Source organism: Pseudoxanthomonas koreensis (assembly GCF_010093225.1).
In the GTDB taxonomy this organism is placed as follows: Bacteria; Pseudomonadota; Gammaproteobacteria; order Xanthomonadales; family Xanthomonadaceae; genus Pseudoxanthomonas; species Pseudoxanthomonas koreensis.
The window spans coordinates 1-17,831 of sequence record NZ_PDWM01000012.1 but is presented as its reverse complement, the minus strand read 5'-3'; the positions used below and the strand labels follow the sequence as shown (position 1 = coordinate 17,831).

At 71.0% G+C, this 17,831-nt stretch carries 18 protein-coding genes; 10 read left to right on the top strand and 8 right to left on the bottom strand.

Annotation, left to right across the window (positions count from 1 at the left end):
* Positions 1-115: 115 nt before the first annotated feature.
* Together CSC64_RS05450 and CSC64_RS05445 are read left to right on the top strand one after the other, a co-directional pair.
* A complete protein-coding gene (locus CSC64_RS05450; RefSeq protein WP_162434315.1) occupies positions 116-1,393 on the top strand; it encodes an acetyl-CoA C-acetyltransferase in 1,278 nt (425 codons plus the stop codon).
* A gap of 126 nt (positions 1,394-1,519) precedes the next feature.
* Positions 1,520-2,848 (top strand): Fic family protein, encoded by a 1,329-nt coding sequence (locus CSC64_RS05445; RefSeq protein WP_162434314.1) that lies wholly within the window; start codon positions 1,520-1,522, stop codon positions 2,846-2,848.
* A gap of 34 nt (positions 2,849-2,882) precedes the next feature.
* On the opposite strand, the gene CSC64_RS05440 is transcribed toward CSC64_RS05445, so the two are convergent.
* The 3 genes from CSC64_RS05440 to CSC64_RS05430 all read right to left on the bottom strand — a co-directional run bounded on the left by CSC64_RS05440 (position 2,883) and on the right by CSC64_RS05430 (position 6,008).
* Positions 2,883-4,145 carry a heme biosynthesis protein HemY gene (locus CSC64_RS05440; RefSeq protein ID WP_162434313.1) on the bottom strand — a complete coding sequence of 421 codons (1,263 nt, stop codon included), beginning with the start codon at positions 4,143-4,145 and terminating at the stop codon, positions 2,883-2,885.
* Positions 4,142-5,140, bottom strand: coding sequence for a uroporphyrinogen-III C-methyltransferase (locus CSC64_RS05435; RefSeq protein ID WP_162434312.1), 999 nt, complete (start codon positions 5,138-5,140; stop codon positions 4,142-4,144). Before CSC64_RS05435 ends, CSC64_RS05440 begins: the two co-directional genes overlap by 4 nt.
* Positions 5,141-5,252: 112 nt before the next feature.
* Positions 5,253-6,008 (bottom strand): uroporphyrinogen-III synthase, encoded by a 756-nt coding sequence (locus CSC64_RS05430; RefSeq protein ID WP_162434311.1) that lies wholly within the window; start codon positions 6,006-6,008, stop codon positions 5,253-5,255.
* Between the two features lie 74 nt (positions 6,009-6,082).
* On the opposite strand from CSC64_RS05430, the gene CSC64_RS05425 reads away from it, so the two are divergent.
* The 5 genes from CSC64_RS05425 (at position 6,083) to CSC64_RS05405 (ending at position 9,330) form a co-directional block, all read left to right on the top strand.
* On the top strand, positions 6,083-6,559 hold the full coding sequence (locus CSC64_RS05425; RefSeq protein WP_162434310.1) for a YiiD C-terminal domain-containing protein: 477 nt from the start codon (positions 6,083-6,085) through the stop codon (positions 6,557-6,559).
* Positions 6,560-6,650: 91 nt separating this feature from the next.
* The gene (locus tag CSC64_RS05420; protein WP_162434309.1) at positions 6,651-7,073 is read left to right on the top strand and encodes a hypothetical protein; all 423 of its coding nucleotides are present in this window, start codon (positions 6,651-6,653) and stop codon (positions 7,071-7,073) included.
* Positions 7,074-7,194: 121 nt separating this feature from the next.
* Complete coding sequence (locus CSC64_RS05415; protein ID WP_202922316.1) at positions 7,195-7,632, top strand: rhodanese-like domain-containing protein; 438 nt, start codon at positions 7,195-7,197, stop codon at positions 7,630-7,632.
* A gap of 95 nt (positions 7,633-7,727) precedes the next feature.
* Positions 7,728-8,264, top strand: coding sequence for a protein-export chaperone SecB (secB, locus tag CSC64_RS05410; RefSeq protein WP_162434308.1), 537 nt, complete (start codon positions 7,728-7,730; stop codon positions 8,262-8,264).
* 31 nt (positions 8,265-8,295) lie between these two features.
* Complete coding sequence (locus tag CSC64_RS05405) at positions 8,296-9,330, top strand: NAD(P)H-dependent glycerol-3-phosphate dehydrogenase (protein ID WP_162434307.1); 1,035 nt, start codon at positions 8,296-8,298, stop codon at positions 9,328-9,330.
* 127 nt (positions 9,331-9,457) lie between these two features.
* Here the strand turns inward: CSC64_RS05405 and CSC64_RS05400 are convergent, their stop codons facing one another.
* The 4 genes from CSC64_RS05400 to CSC64_RS05385 form a co-directional block, all read right to left on the bottom strand.
* Positions 9,458-10,012, bottom strand: a complete 555-nt coding sequence (locus CSC64_RS05400; RefSeq protein WP_162434306.1) for an OmpO family porin — start codon at positions 10,010-10,012, stop codon at positions 9,458-9,460.
* Positions 10,013-10,163: 151 nt separating this feature from the next.
* A complete protein-coding gene (gene trmL, locus CSC64_RS05395; RefSeq protein WP_162434305.1) occupies positions 10,164-10,640 on the bottom strand; it encodes a tRNA (uridine(34)/cytosine(34)/5-carboxymethylaminomethyluridine(34)-2'-O)-methyltransferase TrmL in 477 nt (158 codons plus the stop codon).
* A gap of 75 nt (positions 10,641-10,715) precedes the next feature.
* A complete protein-coding gene (locus tag CSC64_RS05390) occupies positions 10,716-11,120 on the bottom strand; it encodes a hypothetical protein (protein WP_162434304.1) in 405 nt (134 codons plus the stop codon).
* A gap of 441 nt (positions 11,121-11,561) precedes the next feature.
* Positions 11,562-12,326: an SDR family oxidoreductase gene (locus tag CSC64_RS05385; RefSeq protein WP_162434303.1), complete on the bottom strand. Its 765-nt coding sequence runs from the start codon at positions 12,324-12,326 to the stop codon at positions 11,562-11,564.
* 90 nt (positions 12,327-12,416) lie between these two features.
* Here CSC64_RS05385 and CSC64_RS05380 point away from each other — a divergent pair, with 90 nt between their 5' ends.
* From CSC64_RS05380 to CSC64_RS05370, 3 genes are all read left to right on the top strand, one after another.
* A complete protein-coding gene (locus CSC64_RS05380) occupies positions 12,417-15,284 on the top strand; it encodes a M16 family metallopeptidase (RefSeq protein WP_162434302.1) in 2,868 nt (955 codons plus the stop codon).
* 236 nt (positions 15,285-15,520) lie between these two features.
* The gene (locus CSC64_RS05375; protein ID WP_162434301.1) at positions 15,521-15,844 is read left to right on the top strand and encodes a DUF4156 domain-containing protein; all 324 of its coding nucleotides are present in this window, start codon (positions 15,521-15,523) and stop codon (positions 15,842-15,844) included.
* Positions 15,845-15,929: 85 nt separating this feature from the next.
* Positions 15,930-16,946 carry a 3-oxoacyl-ACP synthase III gene (locus CSC64_RS05370; RefSeq protein ID WP_162434300.1) on the top strand — a complete coding sequence of 339 codons (1,017 nt, stop codon included), beginning with the start codon at positions 15,930-15,932 and terminating at the stop codon, positions 16,944-16,946.
* A 141-nt stretch (positions 16,947-17,087) separates the two neighbouring features.
* Here CSC64_RS05370 and CSC64_RS05365 read toward each other — a convergent pair whose 3' ends face one another.
* Positions 17,088-17,828: a UPF0149 family protein gene (locus tag CSC64_RS05365; protein WP_238389775.1), complete on the bottom strand. Its 741-nt coding sequence runs from the start codon at positions 17,826-17,828 to the stop codon at positions 17,088-17,090.
* Positions 17,829-17,831 lie beyond the last annotated feature (3 nt).

Here is a 17,831-nt window from a genome sequence, read left to right as displayed (position 1 = left end):
CCGTGGTGGGTCTGGATCATTGGCCGCCTGACGGGTCGGGGCTACACTTCCACATTATGCATTCGGCTGCGTATGCAGTCCGGCCCCACGAATGGATTCCCGCGAGGCACGCCCCATGACATCCGTCCGCCCCGTCGCCATCCTCGGCGGCGTCCGCATCCCGTTCTGCCGCCAGAACACCGCCTATTCGGACGTCGGCAACCTCGGCATGTCGGTGCGGACCCTCGGCGCGCTGGTCGAGCGCTTCGGCCTGCACGGCCAGCAGCTGGGCGAAGTGGCGATGGGTGCGGTGATCAAGCACCCATCTGACTGGAACCTGGGCCGCGAGGCGGCGCTGTCGTCGGGCCTGTCGCCGCTGACCCCGGGCATCACCCTGCAGCGCGCCTGCGGCACCAGCCTGGATTCGATCATCACCGTCGCCAACAAGATCGCGGTCGGCCAGATCGAGTCGGGCATCGGCGGCGGTTCGGACACCACCTCCGACGTGCCGATCGTGTACGGCAAGAAGCTGCGTTCGCGCCTGCTCGCCGCCAACCGGGCGAAGACCACGAAAGACAGGCTGGCCGCGTTCAAGGGCTTCAAGCTGGCCGAACTCAAGCCCGAGTTCCCCGGCGTGGCCGAGCCGCGCACGGGCAAGAGCATGGGCGACCACTGCGAGGACATGGCCAAGCAGTGGAGCATCGCGCGCGACTCGCAGGACGAGTGGGCGGTGGCCTCGCACCGCAAGCTGGCCGCGGCCTACGAGCGCGGTTTCTTCACCGACCTGGTGGCGCCGTTCCGCGGCGTGGAGCGCGACAACATCCTGCGCCCGGACACCACCCTGGAGAAGCTGGCCACGCTGAAGCCGGCGTTCGACAAGGCCTCCGGCCGCGGCACCCTGACCGCGGCGAATTCGACCCCGCTCACCGACGGCGCCGCGGCGGTGCTGCTGGCCTCGGAGGAATGGGCGCGCGCCCACGGCCACGAGCCGCAGGCGTACCTGCGTGACGCGCAGGTGGCGGCGGTGGATTTCGTCCACGGCGAAGGCCTGCTGATGGCGCCGACCGTGGCCGTGCCGGAGATGCTGAAGCGCCACGGCCTGACCCTGCAGGACTTCGACCTCTACGAGATCCACGAGGCCTTCGCCGCGCAGGTCCTGTGCACGCTGCGCGCGTGGGAGAGCGAGGACTACTGTCGCAACCGGCTGGGCCTGGACGCGCCGCTGGGCCGGATCGATCCGGAGAAGATCAACCCGGTCGGCTCCTCGCTGGCCACCGGCCATCCGTTCGCCGCCACCGGTGCGCGCGTGGTGGCGACGGCGGCCCGGCAGCTGGCCGAACGCGGCGGCGGCCGCGCGCTGGTCTCGATCTGCACCGCCGGCGGCATGGGCGTGGTGGCGATCGTCGAACGCTGAGGCGCCGGTTGATGGACCGGATGGCGCCGCAAGCGACGTAAAAATAACAATTAAAATCAAATAGATATGTGAAAGTAGCAATTTGCTACTAATTTGCTTGAATTTAGTAGTAAATTGACAGGTGCCATGAAGGTCCCTGTCTCCCCGCCTCCTTTCGTGCGGCTGTTCGACGCCCATGCGGGTGATCTGGGACGCCTGCTGCGCCTGCGCGTCGGTCCCGAGGTCAAGGGCAAGTACGAACACTGGGACCATCTGCGCCACCTTGATCCCCCATCCGGCCTGACCCTCGAACAGTGGTGGCTGGCGATCAAGCTGGCCCGGAACACGGCGGTGCGGGATCTGCCATTGCGTGACCGGGACGGCAGGCCTTTCCGCGTAGCGCTGACCGATTCGATCGCCGAAAAGCTCCATGCGATCACCCGGGAGGCGTCCGGTTCGCTGCGTGGACTGGACCGGATGGCCGACGAACGGGCGAAAGAGCGCTATCTGTTCCGTTCGCAGATCGAGGAGGCGATGACCTCATCACAGCTTGAGGGCGCCGGCACTACTCGCGATGTGGCCAAGGAAATGCTGCGCACGGGCCGCGCGCCGCGCGACCACGGCGAGCGGATGATCCACAACAACTATCGTGTGATGCAGGAGCTCAAGCGCTGGCGCGATCAGCCGCTGTCTCCGGAGGCGGTTCTCGAGATCCATCGCCTGCTCACAGACGGCACGCTGGACGACCCTGCGCAGGCTGGCCGCTTCCGCAGCGCCAGGGACAACATCGTCGTCCAGGACGAGGAGGGGCGCGTGCTGCACGTGCCGCCGCATGCCGGCGAGCTGCCGGCGCGCCTGCAGGCGCTGTGCGATTTCGCCAACGGTCAGAACGAGGAAGGGTTCCTGCATCCCGTGGTCCGTGCGATCGCGCTGCATTTCCAGGTCGGCTATGACCACCCGTTCTGTGACGGGAATGGGCGCACGGCACGCACGCTGTTCTACTGGTCGATGCTGCGTTCGGGTTACTGGCTTACCGAGTTCCTGTCGGTATCCAGCGTGTTCCGCCGGGCGAAAGCCCAATACCTGCGCGCCTACCTGTATACCGAGACGGATGAATCGGATCTGGGCTATTTCGTCGATCATCACTTGGACGTGATCCTGGGCGCCATCGACGGATTGCATGGATGGCTGGCGCGCAAGGCTGACGAGCGCCACCGCGCCGAAAGCCTGCTCAGGCCCGGATCCAGGCTGGGCGGGAGGCTCAACCACCGGCAGCGGGAACTGCTGCTGGATGCGATACGCCATCCCGGGAAGACCTACCGCATCGACCGGCACATGCAGGTGCAGAACGTCAGCTACCAGACCGCGCGGTCGGACCTGCTCGCACTGGCCGACCTCAAGCTGATGCACAGCCAGAAGGTGGGCAAGGCCTTCGTGTTCGAACCGGTTGCGGACCTGGTGGAGCAGCTGAAATAGGGAGCAGGCGCGGTGCGGGAGCCGAGCGCGCGAATCAGGGCCTCAGCCGCGGGATGCCGTGCTCGTCGCGGTCCTCGATCACGGCCCGGTCATAGATCTTTTCGCGCAGGTCGCGCCCGGGGAGTTCCTCGGCGGTTTCGCCGCGCGCGGCATGCAGCGCGTTGGCGTAGGCGCGGCGGGCCAGGCTTTCCCCGCCGGCGGCGGCAAAGCCGGCGCCCATTTCTTCCCAGGCTTCGGCGCCTGCGCCCTGGGCCAGGGCGCGGTGCAGGAAGTCCTGTGCCTTCAGCCATTGCCCCTGCTTGCGCGACAGCCGCGCAAGCGCCCCCAGCAGCGCCGGGCTGGCCGGATGCGCGGCCAGCCAGCGCTGCGCGCTGGCGCGGCGCGAGTCGACGTGGCCGATCGGCAGGCGGCCGTACAGGTCCACCAGCGATTCGTCCCAGCGCGAATCGATCGCCTGCTCCAGGTGGCGCAGCGCGGCGTCGTCCCAGCGCAGCGCGACCGCGCGTTCGGCGTAGGCGGCGACCACCGGCGCTTCGGTGCGCAGCGCCTTGGGCATGGTTTCCCAGCGCTCGGCCAGCAGGTTGGCGTCGGCGGCCTCGTGCAGCGAGCGGGTGGCCAGTTCCAGTTCCAGCCGCGCCAGCCCGTCGGCCGGCAGCGCCGCCTGCTGGCGCAGCGCGCCGAGCAGGCCGTAGGCCTCGCCGGCGCGCCCCATCACCTGCAGCGCACGCGCGCGCAGCAGCAGGCCGCGCGGCGGCAGCGGCTGCGCCGCGGCCACGTCCAGCGCGTTGACCGCATCCACCGGCAGGCCGCGCTCGAGCAGGCGCTCGCCCTGCAACATCGCATGCGCGGCCGGATCGCGGGTGGCCAGCGTGGACAGCCAGCCCTGCGCGGCGTCGTCGTCGCCGCGCCCGTCGGCGGCGCGTACCGCAGCGGCCAGCGCGATCGCGCCGACCTCCGGGTCGTCCACTGCGCCGGCGGCCAGGCGTTCGGCGCGCAGCCAGTGCCCGCCCTGCAGCGCGCGCAGGCCTTCGACCAGGCGCACGCGGCCCTGGCGTTCGCGGTAACGGCCCCAGGCGCGGAACGGCAGCCGCAGCAGCGACCAGGCGAAGCCCAGCGCCAGGAACGCCAGCACCAGCAGCAGCAGCGCGCGCGGCAGCGTGGTGCTGTAGTCGTAACCACCGCTGCGCACGATCACCTGGCCCAGCGTGGACTGGTCCTGCTGCGCCAGCCACTGCGCGCCGATCACGCCCAGCACCGCCACCACCAGCATCGCGACCAGCCAACGGTAGGGTTTCATCCCGCGTCCTCCTTGCCGTCCTGGAGCCCGCCGTCCTGCACCGCGCGCAGCTGCCGCAGCGTGCTGTCCAGCAGCGGCGACTGCGGCTGCAGCGGCGCTTCGCGCATCGCCTCCAGTTCGGCACGGACGCCGTGCAGGGCGGGTGAATCGGGCCACAGCCGCGCCAGCCAGCGCGCGCTGCGGTCGAGTGCGGCATGGAACGCATCGGCGTCACCGCGTTCCAGCGCGGCCCGGGCCAGGGTGAGCTCGAGCTGCAGCGCGTCCTCGCCTTCGCGGCGTTCGGCGTCGCCCATCAGCACGGCGCTGCCGGCGGGCCGGATTTCCAGCAGCGGCGAGAGCAGGCGCTGCCACAGCGGGCGCGGCGCGGTGGTGGCGGCCGGCGCGGTTTCGCGCGGCAGCGTGGCCAGGCTTTCGTCGACCGCGTGCAGGCGCTGCAGCAGTTCCGCGCGCGGGCCGGCGCCGAGCGCGTCGAGCGCGGCGCGTTCGGCGGCCAGGGCCTGGCGCAGGTTGAGCAGGGCCGGGTCGTCGAGGCCGTCGAGCATGCCGGCGGCCAGCGCATAGGCGCGGCGCGCGCCGTCGACATCGCCGGCCACGTGCAGGCGCTGCGAGCCCAGCGCCAGCAGCAGCCCGGCTTCGTCCAGGCGCAGCGCCTGGTGGCCCTGGCGGCGGTCGGCGTCGAGGCGGGCGACTGCTTCCTCCAGCAGCGCGTTGCGCTGGCCCAGGCCGAGCACTTCGTCGCGCAGCACGCGGTTGGATGCGGCCGCGTCCTGGAGCAGGCGGCCCTGTGCGCGCAGGTCGCCGCGCAGGGTGTCCATGCGCTGGCCGAGTGCTTCGATCTGGCGTGCGTCTTCCAGCGCGCGCGCCTGCGCGTGCTGCTGGCGCGACTGCCAGGACTGCCACGCGAACCAGCCGGCCGCGCCCAGTGCCACGACCAGCAGCAGCGGCGCGAACGCGCGCCAGCGCGCGCGGCGGGTAGGGGGAGAAACATCGTCCACGGCAGCGTCCTTGTCGGGGCCGCTGTCGCGCTGCCACCCGTGACGCGCGTCGCACCGGCGACCCTGCGTGAAAGGATCGCTTGACGCCCTCACCGCCGCAAGCGGCGACGGCTCAGACCTTGGTCGCGAGCAGGCGTGCGGCGGTGGCGGCGAGTGCGGCCGGACGCGGGCTTCCGGCGATCGCGATGCGTTCCCAGCCCAGGGCCTGGGCGTGGTCGCCCAGGCGCTCGCTGGCCGCGGCCACGGCGGCGCGGCGCAGGGCCGCGGTCGCTTCGGCGGGAAGCTGGGTGAGCAGCAGTTCCAGCGCCAGGCCGCTGCTCAGCGCCACGCAGGCCGGCGCCTGCAGCGCCACCAGCCGGGCCACGGCGGCGGCGGGCGGCGGCAGCGGCACCCGTTCGTAGACGTCGGCGCGGTCCAGCGGCGTGCCGTGCGCGGCCAGGGTCGCGGCGATCAGGCCGCGGCCACCCGGCGCGGTGACCAGGCCCACCCGCGATGCCGTCGCCAGCGCCGGCATCGCCAGCAGGCCTTCGCTGTCCATCCGCGCCGGCGCCTGTACCCCGGCCACACCGGCGCGCGCGAGCGCGGCGGCGGTGCCGGCGCCGACCGCCAGCCAGTGCTGGCCGTGGCGTGGCAGCAGCGGCTGCAGGGCTGCGGCGGCGCGTGCCGCCGCGGGACTGGTGAACACCACCACCGGCGCGCGCAGTGCCTGCCCCAGCGCCTGGCGTGCGTCATCGCCGTCGCGCGGCCGCAACCGCCACGGCGGCAGTGCGAGCAGGCCGCCGCCGTGGCGCGCGGCGGCGCGGCGCAAGGCGGCGTGTTCGCCGCGTGCGCGCAGCGGGACCAGGAACCAGGCGGGGGGACGTGGCACGGGCCTTGCGGCATTATGCGGGCCCCCGCGCCGGGCTCGTGCCTCCTGCGCCAACCCACCGAGCCCGACAGACGATGAGCCCGACCCCACCGGCGGCCGACGCCGCCATTTCCCTGGAATCGCTGCGCACGCGCCTGGCCCTGATCCCGCTGGTGCGCGAAATGCAGATCGAAGTGCTCGGCGAGGCCGACGGCCGCCTGCGCCTGCGCGCGCCGCTGGCGCCGAACGTCAACGACAAGGGCTCGGCCTTCGGCGGCAGCCTGGCTTCGCTGATGACCCTGGCCGGCTGGGCGCTGGCGACCCTGCGGCTGGAACAGGCAGGGCTGGAAGCCGATGTCTACGTGGCCGACAGCCACCTGCGCTACCTGGCGCCACTGGAGGACGAGCTGCTGGCCGAGGCCTGGCTGGAAGAGGGCGACTGGGACGACTTCATCACCACCTTCCGCCGCCGCGGCCGCGCCCGCTGCCAGGTCGCTGCCTGCGTGCGCCTGCCCGGTGGCGGCGAGGCGACCACGTTCGGCGGCCGCTTCGTGGCTCTGGCCAGGACCTGAGGCCAGCGCGCGAAAGCGGAGTCCGGCGCGTCATTGCCCGAGGCCTGGGCCGGCGGTCCGGCCCCGGCAGCGTCCTGCTAGCATGGCGCCGATGCGCACCTTCCTGTTGCTGCTGCTCGCCGCCCTGTCCGCCAGCCTGGCCGTGGCACCCGATGCCATGGCCCAGCGCCGCAGCGTCAAGCTCGACCAGGTGCAGGCGGCATGGTCCTCGTCGGTGCGCTGGAGCGACTTCGAAGCGGCCTGGCAGCTGGTCGACCCGGAGGTGCGCGCCGGGCAGCCGCTCACCGAACTGGAACTGGAGCGCTACCGCCAGCTGCAGGTGTCCAGCTACCGCGAAGGCGGCAACGGCGAACTGGACGACGGCACCGTGGTGCGCACGGTGGAGATCGGCGTGGTCAACCGCCACACCCAGGCCGAGCGCACCATGCGCTTCCAGGAGCGCTGGCGCTGGGACAAGAAGTCCAAGCGCTGGTGGCAGATGGCCGGGCTTCCGGACTTCTGGGAAGGCAAGTAGAGCCGGGCAACCGCGGCATGGGCCGCGCAGTGAGGGCGCGGCAGGGGGCCCCGTGTGGGAAGCGGCGCCGGCGGCTGTGCGACAATCGCCGGCCTTTCCCGCTTCCCCGATCCGGCCTGCCGTGAATTACGAGACCCTGATGGCCTTCTTCGGCCGCCACCCGATGCTGTCGCTGGCGCTGGCGGGCCTGACCGTGGCCATCGTCTACACCGAGATCGCCCGCCTGTTCCGCGGCTACAAGGCGCTCAAGCCGGCCGGGCTGACCACCCTGGTCAACACCGAGAAGGCGCTGGTGGTGGACCTGTCGGCCAGCGGCGACTTCGAGAAGGGTCACATCCCCGGCAGCCGCAACCTCATTCCCAGCCAGTTCGACCCGCAGGGCAAGCTGCTGGCCGCGGCGAAGCAGTCGCCGGTGGTGCTGGTGTGCCGCAACGGCATGGCCTCGGCCGCTGCGGCGAAGAAGCTGAAGAAGGCCGGCTTCGAGCAGGTCTACTGGCTCGATGGCGGCACCGCCGCCTGGGACGCGGCCGGCCTGCCGCTGGTCAAGGGCCGCGGCTGAGCCCCCCGGCCGCGCCCGGTCGGGCGTGCCATAATCCGGGGTTCTTTCCCGATCACGCTGATCGTTCCTTTACCGCATTACTGGAGTCCGTAGAAATGTCCGACGAAACCACCAACGGCGCCGCCGCCCCCGTCCAGCAGGATGCCGCCGCCGCTGGCCCCGCCTTCAGCGTGGAGAAGATCTACGTCAAGGACGTTTCCTTCGAGGCCCCGGGCGCGCCGCAGATCTTCAACGAGCAGGGCCAGCCGGACCTGCAGCTCAACCTCAACCAGCGCGTGCAGCGCCTCAACGAGGCCCTGTACGAAGTGGTGCTGGGCGTGACCCTGACCTGCAAGGTCGGCGACAAGACCGCCTACGTGGCCGAAGTGGCCCAGGCCGGCGTGTTCGGCCTGGTCGGCCTGCCGCCGCAGGGCGTGGACGTGCTGCTCGGCACCCAGTGCCCGAACATCCTGTTCCCGTACGTGCGCCAGGCCGTGGGCGACCTGATCCAGGCCGGCGGCTTCCCGCCGTTCCTGCTGCAGCCGATCAACTTCGAGGCGCTGTACGCCGAGACCCTGCGCCAGCGCCAGGCCCAGGCCGGTGCCGGCGACCAGGCCGACGTGGCCTCGATCGAACCGTCCGGCAACGCCTGAGCCGCGGCCCCCGCTCCATGAGTGCGGCCCCATGACCGCGGCCACCGCCGTGACCGGCACCCTGGCGATCCTCGGTGCCGGCTCCTGGGGCACCGCGCTGGCCGCGCTGGCTGCGCGCAACGGCCTGGCCACCACCCTGTGGGGCCGGGACGCGGCGATCGCCGCGTCGATCAACGAGGCCCACGAAAATCCGCGCTACCTGCCCGGCATCGAACTGCCGGGCACGCTGCGCGCGACCACCGACCTGGCCGCCGCCGTTTCCGGCTGCGACTGGGTGCTGGTGGTGGTGCCCTCGCACGCCTTCACCGAAACCCTGCACGCGCTCAAGCCGCTGCTCCCGGCCGGCGCCGGCGTGGCCTGGGCGACCAAGGGCTTCGAGCCGGGCTCCGGACGCTTCCTGCACGAAGTGGCCGAGGACGTGCTCGGCCCCGGCGTGCCGCTGGCCGTGGTCACCGGCCCGGCGTTCGCCAAGGAAGTCGCGCTCGGCCTGCCGACCGCGGTGACCGTGCACGGCGCCGACCCCGGGTTCGCCCAGGTCGTGGCCGACGCCCTGCACCGCCCGGCGTTCCGCGCCTACACCGGCAACGACATGGTCGGCGCCGAACTGGGCGGGGCGATGAAGAACGTGCTGGCGGTGGCCACCGGCGTGTCCGACGGCATGGAGCTGGGCCTCAACGCCCGCGCCGGCCTGATCACCCGCGGCCTCAACGAGATGCTGCGCCTGGCCGCGGCGATCGGCGCGCGCCCGGAAACCCTGATGGGCCTGGCCGGCCTGGGCGACCTGGTCCTGACCTGCACCGGCGACCTCTCGCGCAACCGCCGCCTGGGCCTGGCCCTGGGCCGCGGCCAGGCGATGGACGAAGCGATCCGCCAGATCGGCCAGGTGGTCGAATCGGTGCAGCCCGCCGACGAAGTGATGCGCCTGGCCGGCCGCCACGGCATCGACCTGCCGATCTCCGCCGGCGTGCAGGCGGTGCTGCACGGGGAAATCACCCCCGTCGACGGCCTGCGCCAGCTGCTGGCCCGCGAACAGAAGCCCGAATACCCCGAAGCCCTGTTCCGGTAACCGCGATCCAAAAGAAAGAGCCCGGCTTGCGCCGGGCTCCGGTCTGGCGTGAGGGAGGGAGCACGCCAGCAGGCTGGACCGGGGGAAGGGGAGAGAGGGCCTGCCCCCGGCCTTGCACTCTTCGCGCTTACCAGCTGAAGCGCGGACCCACGAACCACTGGGTGTCGCCGTCGACGAACTTCACGTCGCCGCTCACGCCCCAGTTCGCGTTGAACTTGGCCTGGGCGCCGAGGCGGCCGTAGAACTCGCCGTCGTAGTTGTCACCGTCTTCGTAGCCGGCCATCACGTAGCCCTCGAAGTTCGGGTGCAGCGCGCCGCGCACGCCGACTTCCGCGCTCCAGCCGTCGTAGTCGAAGCCGCTGCCGGCATCGAACTTCTCGTAGGCCACGCGGGTGACCAGGTCGGCCGCCGGGGCGATCTCGCGGTTGTAGCCGACGCCGAAGCGGTACTGGTCGAAGTCGATCGAGGTGTTGTCGATCTCCTGGTTGCTGTAGCCGCCGAACAGGTGGAAGTTCGGGGCGATGGCGACCGAGCCGTCCAGGCCCCAGCCGTCGGCGTCGGCGCCGTCGGTGTTGGTGGCGGCATAACCGCCCTGGACGTAGTTGTAGGACACGCCCTCGGCCGCGGAGGCGGCGAACGGCAGGGCGGCGAGCAGGGTCAGGGCCAGCAGGGACTTCTTCATTGTTCTATCGACCTTCTATGTCGGTTGTTATGTCCGCCGATCTGATCCGGCGGTGGGTGCAATTATTCGAATTGCGCTGCAATCGATGCTGAATACCAAACTGACCGGTACATAAATTAGGTGGAGCAGGCCGGAACTTCGTGCCCGACGCTCAGTCGGCGCCGGCGAACCCGTTCTGCCGCCACGCCTCGAACACCACAACCGCCACCGCGTTGGACAGGTTGAGGCTGCGGTTGTCCGGGCGCATCGGCAGGCGCAGGCGCTGCGCCGGCGGGATCGCCTCCAGTACGTCCTGTGGCAGGCCGCGGGTTTCCGGGCCGAACAGGAAGGCATCGCCGTCGGCGTACTGCGGCTGGTCGTGGCGGACCTGGCCGCGGGTGCTCAGTGCGAACAGTCGCTGCGGCCGCACCGCGTCGAGCGCGGCTTCCAGGCTGGCGTGCACCTGCACGCGGGCGTACTCGTGGTAGTCCAGGCCGGCGCGCTTGAGCTGCCGGTCGTCCATCGCGAAGCCGAGCGGCTCGACCAGGTGCAGGCGCGCGCCGGTATTGGCGCACAGGCGGATCACGTTGCCCGTGTTGGGCGGGATCTCCGGCTGGTACAGCAGGACGTCGAAAACGGGTGCTCGCATCCTGGCGATTGTAGGCGGGCCTCGCGCTCCGCTTCGCCCGCCGGGGCCGGCCCGCCGTGCCGGCCTCCGGTGCGATCAGCGCGCCGCGGTGGCGTGCGCGGCTTCGACCGCCAGGGTGCTGGCCAGGTGCGCGGCCAGGGCACGGGCCTGCTCGGCGGCGACGATCGCGGCGCGCTCGGCCATCTGCTCGGCGGTCGGGTTCACGTACACGGTCGGCAGGTCGACCACGCGGGCGGCGACGGCGCGGATCGCCAGCTCGGTGCGCAGCGCCGCATCCGGGCGGACGGTGACGGTCGGCAGGTCGACCACGCGGTTGGCGGCCAGTTCGGCGCGCAGGGCGGCGTCGGGCTGGACGGTGATGGCCGGCAGGTCGACGATGTGCTCGACGCGGGCGGTTTCGGCGGCCTGGGTGGACAGGGCAGCCAGCGACAGGACCAGACCCATCGCGGCGGACAGCTTCTTGGTGTTCTTGGCGTTCATGGCGTGCTCCGGTGTTGTGTAGCGGTGGTGTGGTAGTAAAGTAATACACCTAACCAGCAAGTGCAAGCGAAAGTTCAATCTTTCCTGCTTTTGTTCAGTGTTGATTCAGCAGGTGATGGGGGTCTTCTTGCGCACCGGAAAGCAACGCAGGACGCGTGCCAACTGCAAGATATTGATGAACAAGGAATAATCCGCGGACATGGAGTGTCCGGCCTGGTGTCCGGACGTCCGCGCACAACCGCTCCCGCGCCCCTAAGCCCCCTGATTCCCCCCTGTAGGAGCCCACTTCAGGGGGCGACCCGGAAGCGCCTGCCCGCAGCCGCGCTACAACGCAGGGGGTCCGGGGCATCGCGTTGAACGCCGTGCCATCACGCGTGGTCGGGTCGCCCCCTGAAGTGGGCTCCTACAGGGGGCTGTGCAGAGAGCGCGTGGGAGTTGTCATCACCAGGGCAGCGGCTGGGCGTCCGGGCCCAGGAACACGCCGCTGTCCTGCGGGCGCAGGCCATCGAGTACTCCCAGCAGGGCGGCCGCCGCTGCGTCGGCGGCCAGGGTCGCCCGCGGTCCGCCCATGTCGGTGCGGACCCAGCCCGGATGCAGGGCCACCACGCGGATCCCGCGCGGGGCCAGGGCCTTGGCCAGCAGCACCGTGCCCATGTTCTGCGCGGCCTTGCCCATGGCATAGCTGGGCGTGCGGAATTCCTGCCGCTGCGCCAGCGAGCCGATTTCCGAGGACAGGTTGGCCACCACGGCGCCGGGACGGCCGTCTTCGGCGTCGGCCAGCAACGGCGCCAGCGCCTGGGTGAGCAGGAACGGGCCGATCGCGTTGGTGCGCAGGCTTGTTTCCAGGTCGCCCTCGGCCACCTGGCCGAATCGCTCGCCGCCGTGCAGCACGCCGGCGTTGTTGACCAGCAGGCCGAGCCGTTCATCGCCGAGCACCAGCGGCAGTTCGCGCAGCAGTTCGTCGCGGCTGCGTGCACTGGCCACGTCCAGCGGCAGCACGTGCAGGCGGTCGGGATATTCGCCGGCGAGCAGGTTCAGCGCGGTGGCGCGTCCCGGTTGCCGGCACGCGGCGACCACGCGCGCGCCGCGGGCCAGCAGCTGGCGGACGAACTCCAGTCCCAGGCCGCGGTTGGCGCCGGTCACCAGGCAGTGGCGGGTGCCGGACGCGGTCGGCGAAGGGATTGCGGTGTGCGCGTTCTCCGGCATCGGCGGCTCCGCTCCGGCATGGCTTGTGGCCTAGTGTAAAGGCGGGGGGCGCTGGGTAGGATCGGGAATCCACACCCAAGGAGCGTCACCATGACGGCATCCCGTCGGCCACGCACGGCCGCCCTCGTCCTCGCCATCGCCGCTTCGCTCGGCACCGCCGCCCTTGCGCCGTCGCCGGCGCTGGCCGCGAAGGTCGCCGCAGACTCCAGCGAGGCACTGGTGCCGTACGAGAGCTTCACCCTGCCCAACGGCCTGCGGGTGATCGTGCACACCGACCGCAAGGCGCCGATCGTGGCGGTGAACCTGTGGTACCACGTCGGCAGCAAGGACGAACCGGCCGGGCGCAGCGGCTTCGCCCACCTGTTCGAACACCTGATGTTCAACGGCTCGGAGAACCATCCCAGCGAGTACTTCGAACCGTTCGAGCTGGTCGGCGCCACCGACCAGAACGGCACCACCTGGCTGGACCGCACCAACTACTTCCAGAACGTGCCGACCACCGCGCTGGACATGGCGCTGTGGATGGAGTCCGACCGCATGGGCCACATGCTCGGCGCGATCGACCAGAAGACCCTGGACGAACAGCGCGGCGTGGTCCAGAACGAGAAGCGCCAGGGCGAGAACCAGCCCTACGGCCAGGCCGACGACGAGCTGTACCGCGCGCTGTACCCGAAGGGCCACCCGTACCACCACAGCACGATCGGCTCGATGAACGACCTCGACGCCGCCTCGCTGGACGACGTGAAGCAGTGGTTCCGCGCCTGGTCCGGCCCGAACAACGCGGTGCTGGTGCTGGCCGGCGACATCGACCTGGCCACGGCGAAGGAAAAGGCCGCCCGCTACTTCGGCGACATCCCCGCCGGCCCGACCCTGGACCGCATCGAGGCTGGCCCGGCCAGCGGCCGCGCCACCACCCGCGCGACCATGGACGACAAGGTGCCGCAGGCGCGCATCTACCGCGCCTGGAGCGTGGCCCCGTACGGCGACCCCGACGGCGAACGCCTGCTGCTGCTGTCGCAGGTGCTCGGCGGCAGCAAGAGCTCGCGCCTGGACCGCCGCCTGGTGCACGAGGAGAAGCTGGTCGACCGGATCAGCGCCTACATCTATCCGTTCGAGCTGGCCTCGACTTTCTACGTCCGCGCCGACGTGAAGCAGGGCGTGGACCCGGCCCGGGTGGAGAAGATCATCGACGAGGAGCTGCAGCGGCTGCTGGCCGAAGGCCCGACCGCGGCCGAACTGGCCCAGGCGCAGACCGTGCTGAAGGCCGACTTCGTCCGCGGCATCGAGCGCATCGGCGGCTTCGGCGGCAAGGCCGACGCGCTGGCCGAGTGCGCGGTCTACACGGGCGACCCGGGCTGCTTCCGTACCTCGCTGGACGTGATCGCCGCCACCACCGCCGCCGACCTCAAGGCCGCCGGTGGCAAGTGGCTGGGCGAAGGCTCGCACACCCTGGTGGTGCTGCCGGGCGAGCGCACCGTGCTGGAGGAGGAGCCGTCGCCGACCCCGGCGCCGTTCGTGCTGCCCAGGCCGGAGGCGAAGTTCAAGACGACCAAGGCCACGGTCGACCGCAGCCAGGGCGTACCCATGCCCGAGAGTTTCCCGGAGCTGAAGTTCCCGGCGCTGGAGCGGGCCACCCTGTCCAACGGCACGCAGGTGATCCTGGCCCGCCGCGACGCGGTGCCGGTGGTGCAGTTCAGCTACGAGTTCAAGGGCGGCTTCGCCGCCGACCAGGGCCGCAGGCTGGGCACCTCCAGCTTCGCCATGGGCATGCTCGATGAAGGCGCCGGCGAGCTCGACGCGCTGGCCTTCGCCAACCGCGCCGAAGCGCTGGGCGCCAGCCTGGGCGCCGGCGCCTCGCTCGACGGCGGCAACGCCTACCTGTCGGCGATGAAGGACAACCTGGACGCCTCGCTGGACCTGTACGCGGACATGCTGCGCAAGCCGCGTTTCGAGCAGAAGGAGATCGAGCGGGTGCGCGCCACCTGGATCGCCGGCATCGCCCAGGAGAAGGCGCGCCCGAACGGCGCGGCGATGCGGGTGCTGCCGCCGCTGCTGTACGGCAAGGGCCATCCCTATGCGATCCCCTTCAGCGGCAGTGGCACCGAGGCCTCGATCGCCGCGCTGACCCGCGACGACCTGGCCGCGTTCCACCGCCAGTGGGTGCGCCCGGAGAACGCCACCCTGATCGTGGTCGGCGACACCACCCTGGGCGAAGTGCTGCCGCTGCTGGAGAAGCACTTCGGCGACTGGAAGGGCGACGGCGCCGCGCCGCCCGCCCGTGCCGCCATCGCCGACGTGGCGCGCCCGGCGCGGCCGACCGTGTACCTGGTCGATCAGCCTGGTGCGGTGCAGGCCACGATCCTGGCCGGCCAGGTGGTGCCGTCGACGAAGGACCCGGGCGCGATCCGCTTCGACTTCGCCAACTCGGTGCTTGGCGGCGAATTCACCTCGCGGCTGAACATGAACCTGCGCGAGGACAAGCACTGGGCCTACGGCGCCTACAGCTTCGCCTCCAGCGCGATCGGGCAGCGGCCGTGGATGTCGTTCGCCTCGGTGCAGATCGACAGGACCGCCGACTCGCTGAAGGAAGTGGACCGCGAAGTGCGCGAGTTCGCCACCGGCAAGGTGCCGCCGACCGCGGCCGAGGTCGCCAAGATCCAGGCCACCGAGATCCGCAGCCTGCCCGGCGCCTACGAGACCGGCCGCGCGGTGATGGGCACGATCGGCGGCATCGTCCGCTACGACCGCCCGGACGACTACGTGTTCCAGCGCAAGGCGCAGATCGAAGCGCTGACCGTGGACCAGGTGAAGCAGGCCGCCGCCACCCTGGATCCGGACAAGCTGGTCTGGGTGGTGGTGGGCGACCTCAAGCAGGTCGAGGCGCCGGTGCGTGCCCTGGACCTGGGCGAAGTCCACATCGTCGATGCCGACGGCAAGCCCTCCGCGGCGAAGGAGTAAGTGTGCCTGGCGCGCCGCCCCCGGCGCGCCATCGCCCCCCCTGTAGGAGCCCACTTCAGGGGGCGACCCGAAAGCCCCCGATACCGCCGCGTTCAACGCAGCTCCTCCGCAGAAGACCGCGTTGAACGTCGCACCTCAAGCCTGCACCAGGTCGCCCCCTGAAGTGGGCTCCTACAATGGCATTCATCCATGGTCGGGCAGGCTGGTGCCGCCGACCGACGTCACGGACACGAACCATGCCCCACACCCGCCTGCCGCTCCTGTTCGCCCTGCTCCTGCCGCTGGCCGCCTGCACCTGGGTGCCGATCCAGCCCGAGGCCAAGCAGGTCCGCGTGATCCCGGCCGGCGAGGCGCCAGCCGGCTGCACCCGCCAGGGCGAGATCGAGGTCTCGGTGAAGCACAGCGTGGCCTTCTACGAGCGCAATGCAGTCAAGGTTCGCGACGAACTGGAGACCCTGGCCCGCAACGAGGCCCCCGGCGTCCCCGCCAACACCATCCAGCCGCTGGGCGAACCGACCGGCGGCACCCAGCGCTTCGCCGCCTGGCGCTGCGGCGGCTGAACCGGCGGCCCATACCGGCGGGTGCGGTGAGGGCGGCCAACCGGTAGAATCGACCCTCTTTCGCCCGATCCGGCGCGGTCCAGCCATGCTTTTCAAGAACGTCTCCATCGCGGGACTGGCGCACGTCGATGCGCCGCACACCCTGCCCTCGCAGGAAATCAACGAGCGGCTCAAGCCGACCCTGGACCGGCTGGGCATCCGCGTCGACGTGCTCGGCGACATCGCCGGCATCCACGCCCGCCGCATGTGGGACGAGAACGTGCAGGCCTCCGACGTGGCCACCCTGGCCGCGCGCAAGGCGCTGGACGACGCCGGCATCGGCGTGGACAAGGTCGGCCTGCTGGTCAACACCTCCGTCAGCCGCGACTACCTGGAGCCGTCCACCGCCTCGATCGTGTCCGGCAACCTGGGCGTGGGCGAGGAGTGCATGACCTTCGACGTCGCCAACGCCTGCCTGGCCTTCATCAACGGCATGGACATCGCCGCGCGCATGCTCGAGCGCGGCGAGATCGACTACGCCCTGGTGGTGGACGGCGAGACCGCCAACCTGGTCTACGAGAAGACCCTGGAGCGGATGGCCGCCCCGGACGTGACCGAACAGCAGTTCCGCGACGAGATGGCCGCCCTCACCCTGGGCTGCGGCGCCGCCGCGATGGTCCTGGCCCGCCGCGAGCTGGTCCCGGACGCGCCGCGCTACAAGGGCGGCGTCACCCGCTCGGCCACCGAGTTCAACCAGCTGTGCCGCGGCAACCTGGACCGCATGGTCACCGACACCCGCCTGCTGCTGATCGAAGGCATCAAGCTGGCCACCAAGACCTTCGCCGCGGCCAAGCTGGCGCTGGGCTGGGCGGTGGACGAGCTGGACCAGTTCGTGATCCACCAGGTCAGCCGCCCGCACACCGCCGCCTTCGTCAAGTCGCTGGGCGTGGACCCGAAGAAGGTCATGACCATCTTCGGCGAGCACGGCAACATCGGCCCGGCCTCGGTGCCGATCGTGCTGAGCAAGCTCAAGGAGCTGGGGCGCCTGAAGAAGGGCGACCGGATCGCCCTGCTGGGCATTGGCTCGGGCCTGAACTGCTCGATGGCCGAGGTGGAGTGGTAAGCCGCGCCACCGGCAAGTGATGCGAAAGGGCCGGCCTGTCCGGCCCTTCTCTTTTGCAGGAAGAAGCGGCGCCCTTGCCTTTGCAGGAGCCCGCATGAGGGCAACCCGACGCCCTCTCCAGTCCCCGCGCTCAACGCGCCGTCAATTCGCCCCGCAGCACTTCTTGTACTTCTTCCCGCTCCCGCACGGGCACGGATCGTTGCGGCCGGGTTCGGCCTCGCGCCGGATCGGCTCGCGCGGGGTCAGGGCCATCACGCGGTGGTGGTTCAGGTCGGCCATCATCGACGGCAGGTCGAGCACGATCGCCAGGCGTTCGCGGTAGCCGACCGGCGTGGCTTCCGCGGTCGGGTCTTCGGGGTTGATCGCCTCGCCGCTGGCCAGGCGGTCGAGCTGGTCGAAGATCTCCTCGATCCAGTCGTTCTCGTCCAGCCACTGGTCCCACTCGGCCTCGCGCAGCATCACCGCGGTGAAGAAGCCCAGCGCCCAGTCGTGGCCGACGTCCAGTTCGTCCTCGTGCAGGGCTTCCTCGCCGGTCAGCTCGGGGTCTTCGGGCAGCCACAGCAGCGGGGCCAGGTGGTCGGGCAGGCTGTCGCCGTCGTGGCGCGCACGCGCGGCGCAGGTATTCCAGTGGCCCATCAGCAACTGCTGGACCTGGGCCGCTTCCTCCACGCTGTCCCAGCGCGGCGCCTGGCCGCCCCAGACCAGCGGCTGCCATTCGCTGGGCGGGACCAGCGAGGGCGCGACCACCAGCGCCGAGAGGAAGCCGTCCAGCGCCTCCAGGTTCAGGCCCTTGAACGGCACCGCGCGCTGGTCGAGCAGGTCGGACAGGCGCTGGATCTGCTCGTCGTCGAGGTAGGGTGGGGGCGTGGCGGAGATGGACAGGGG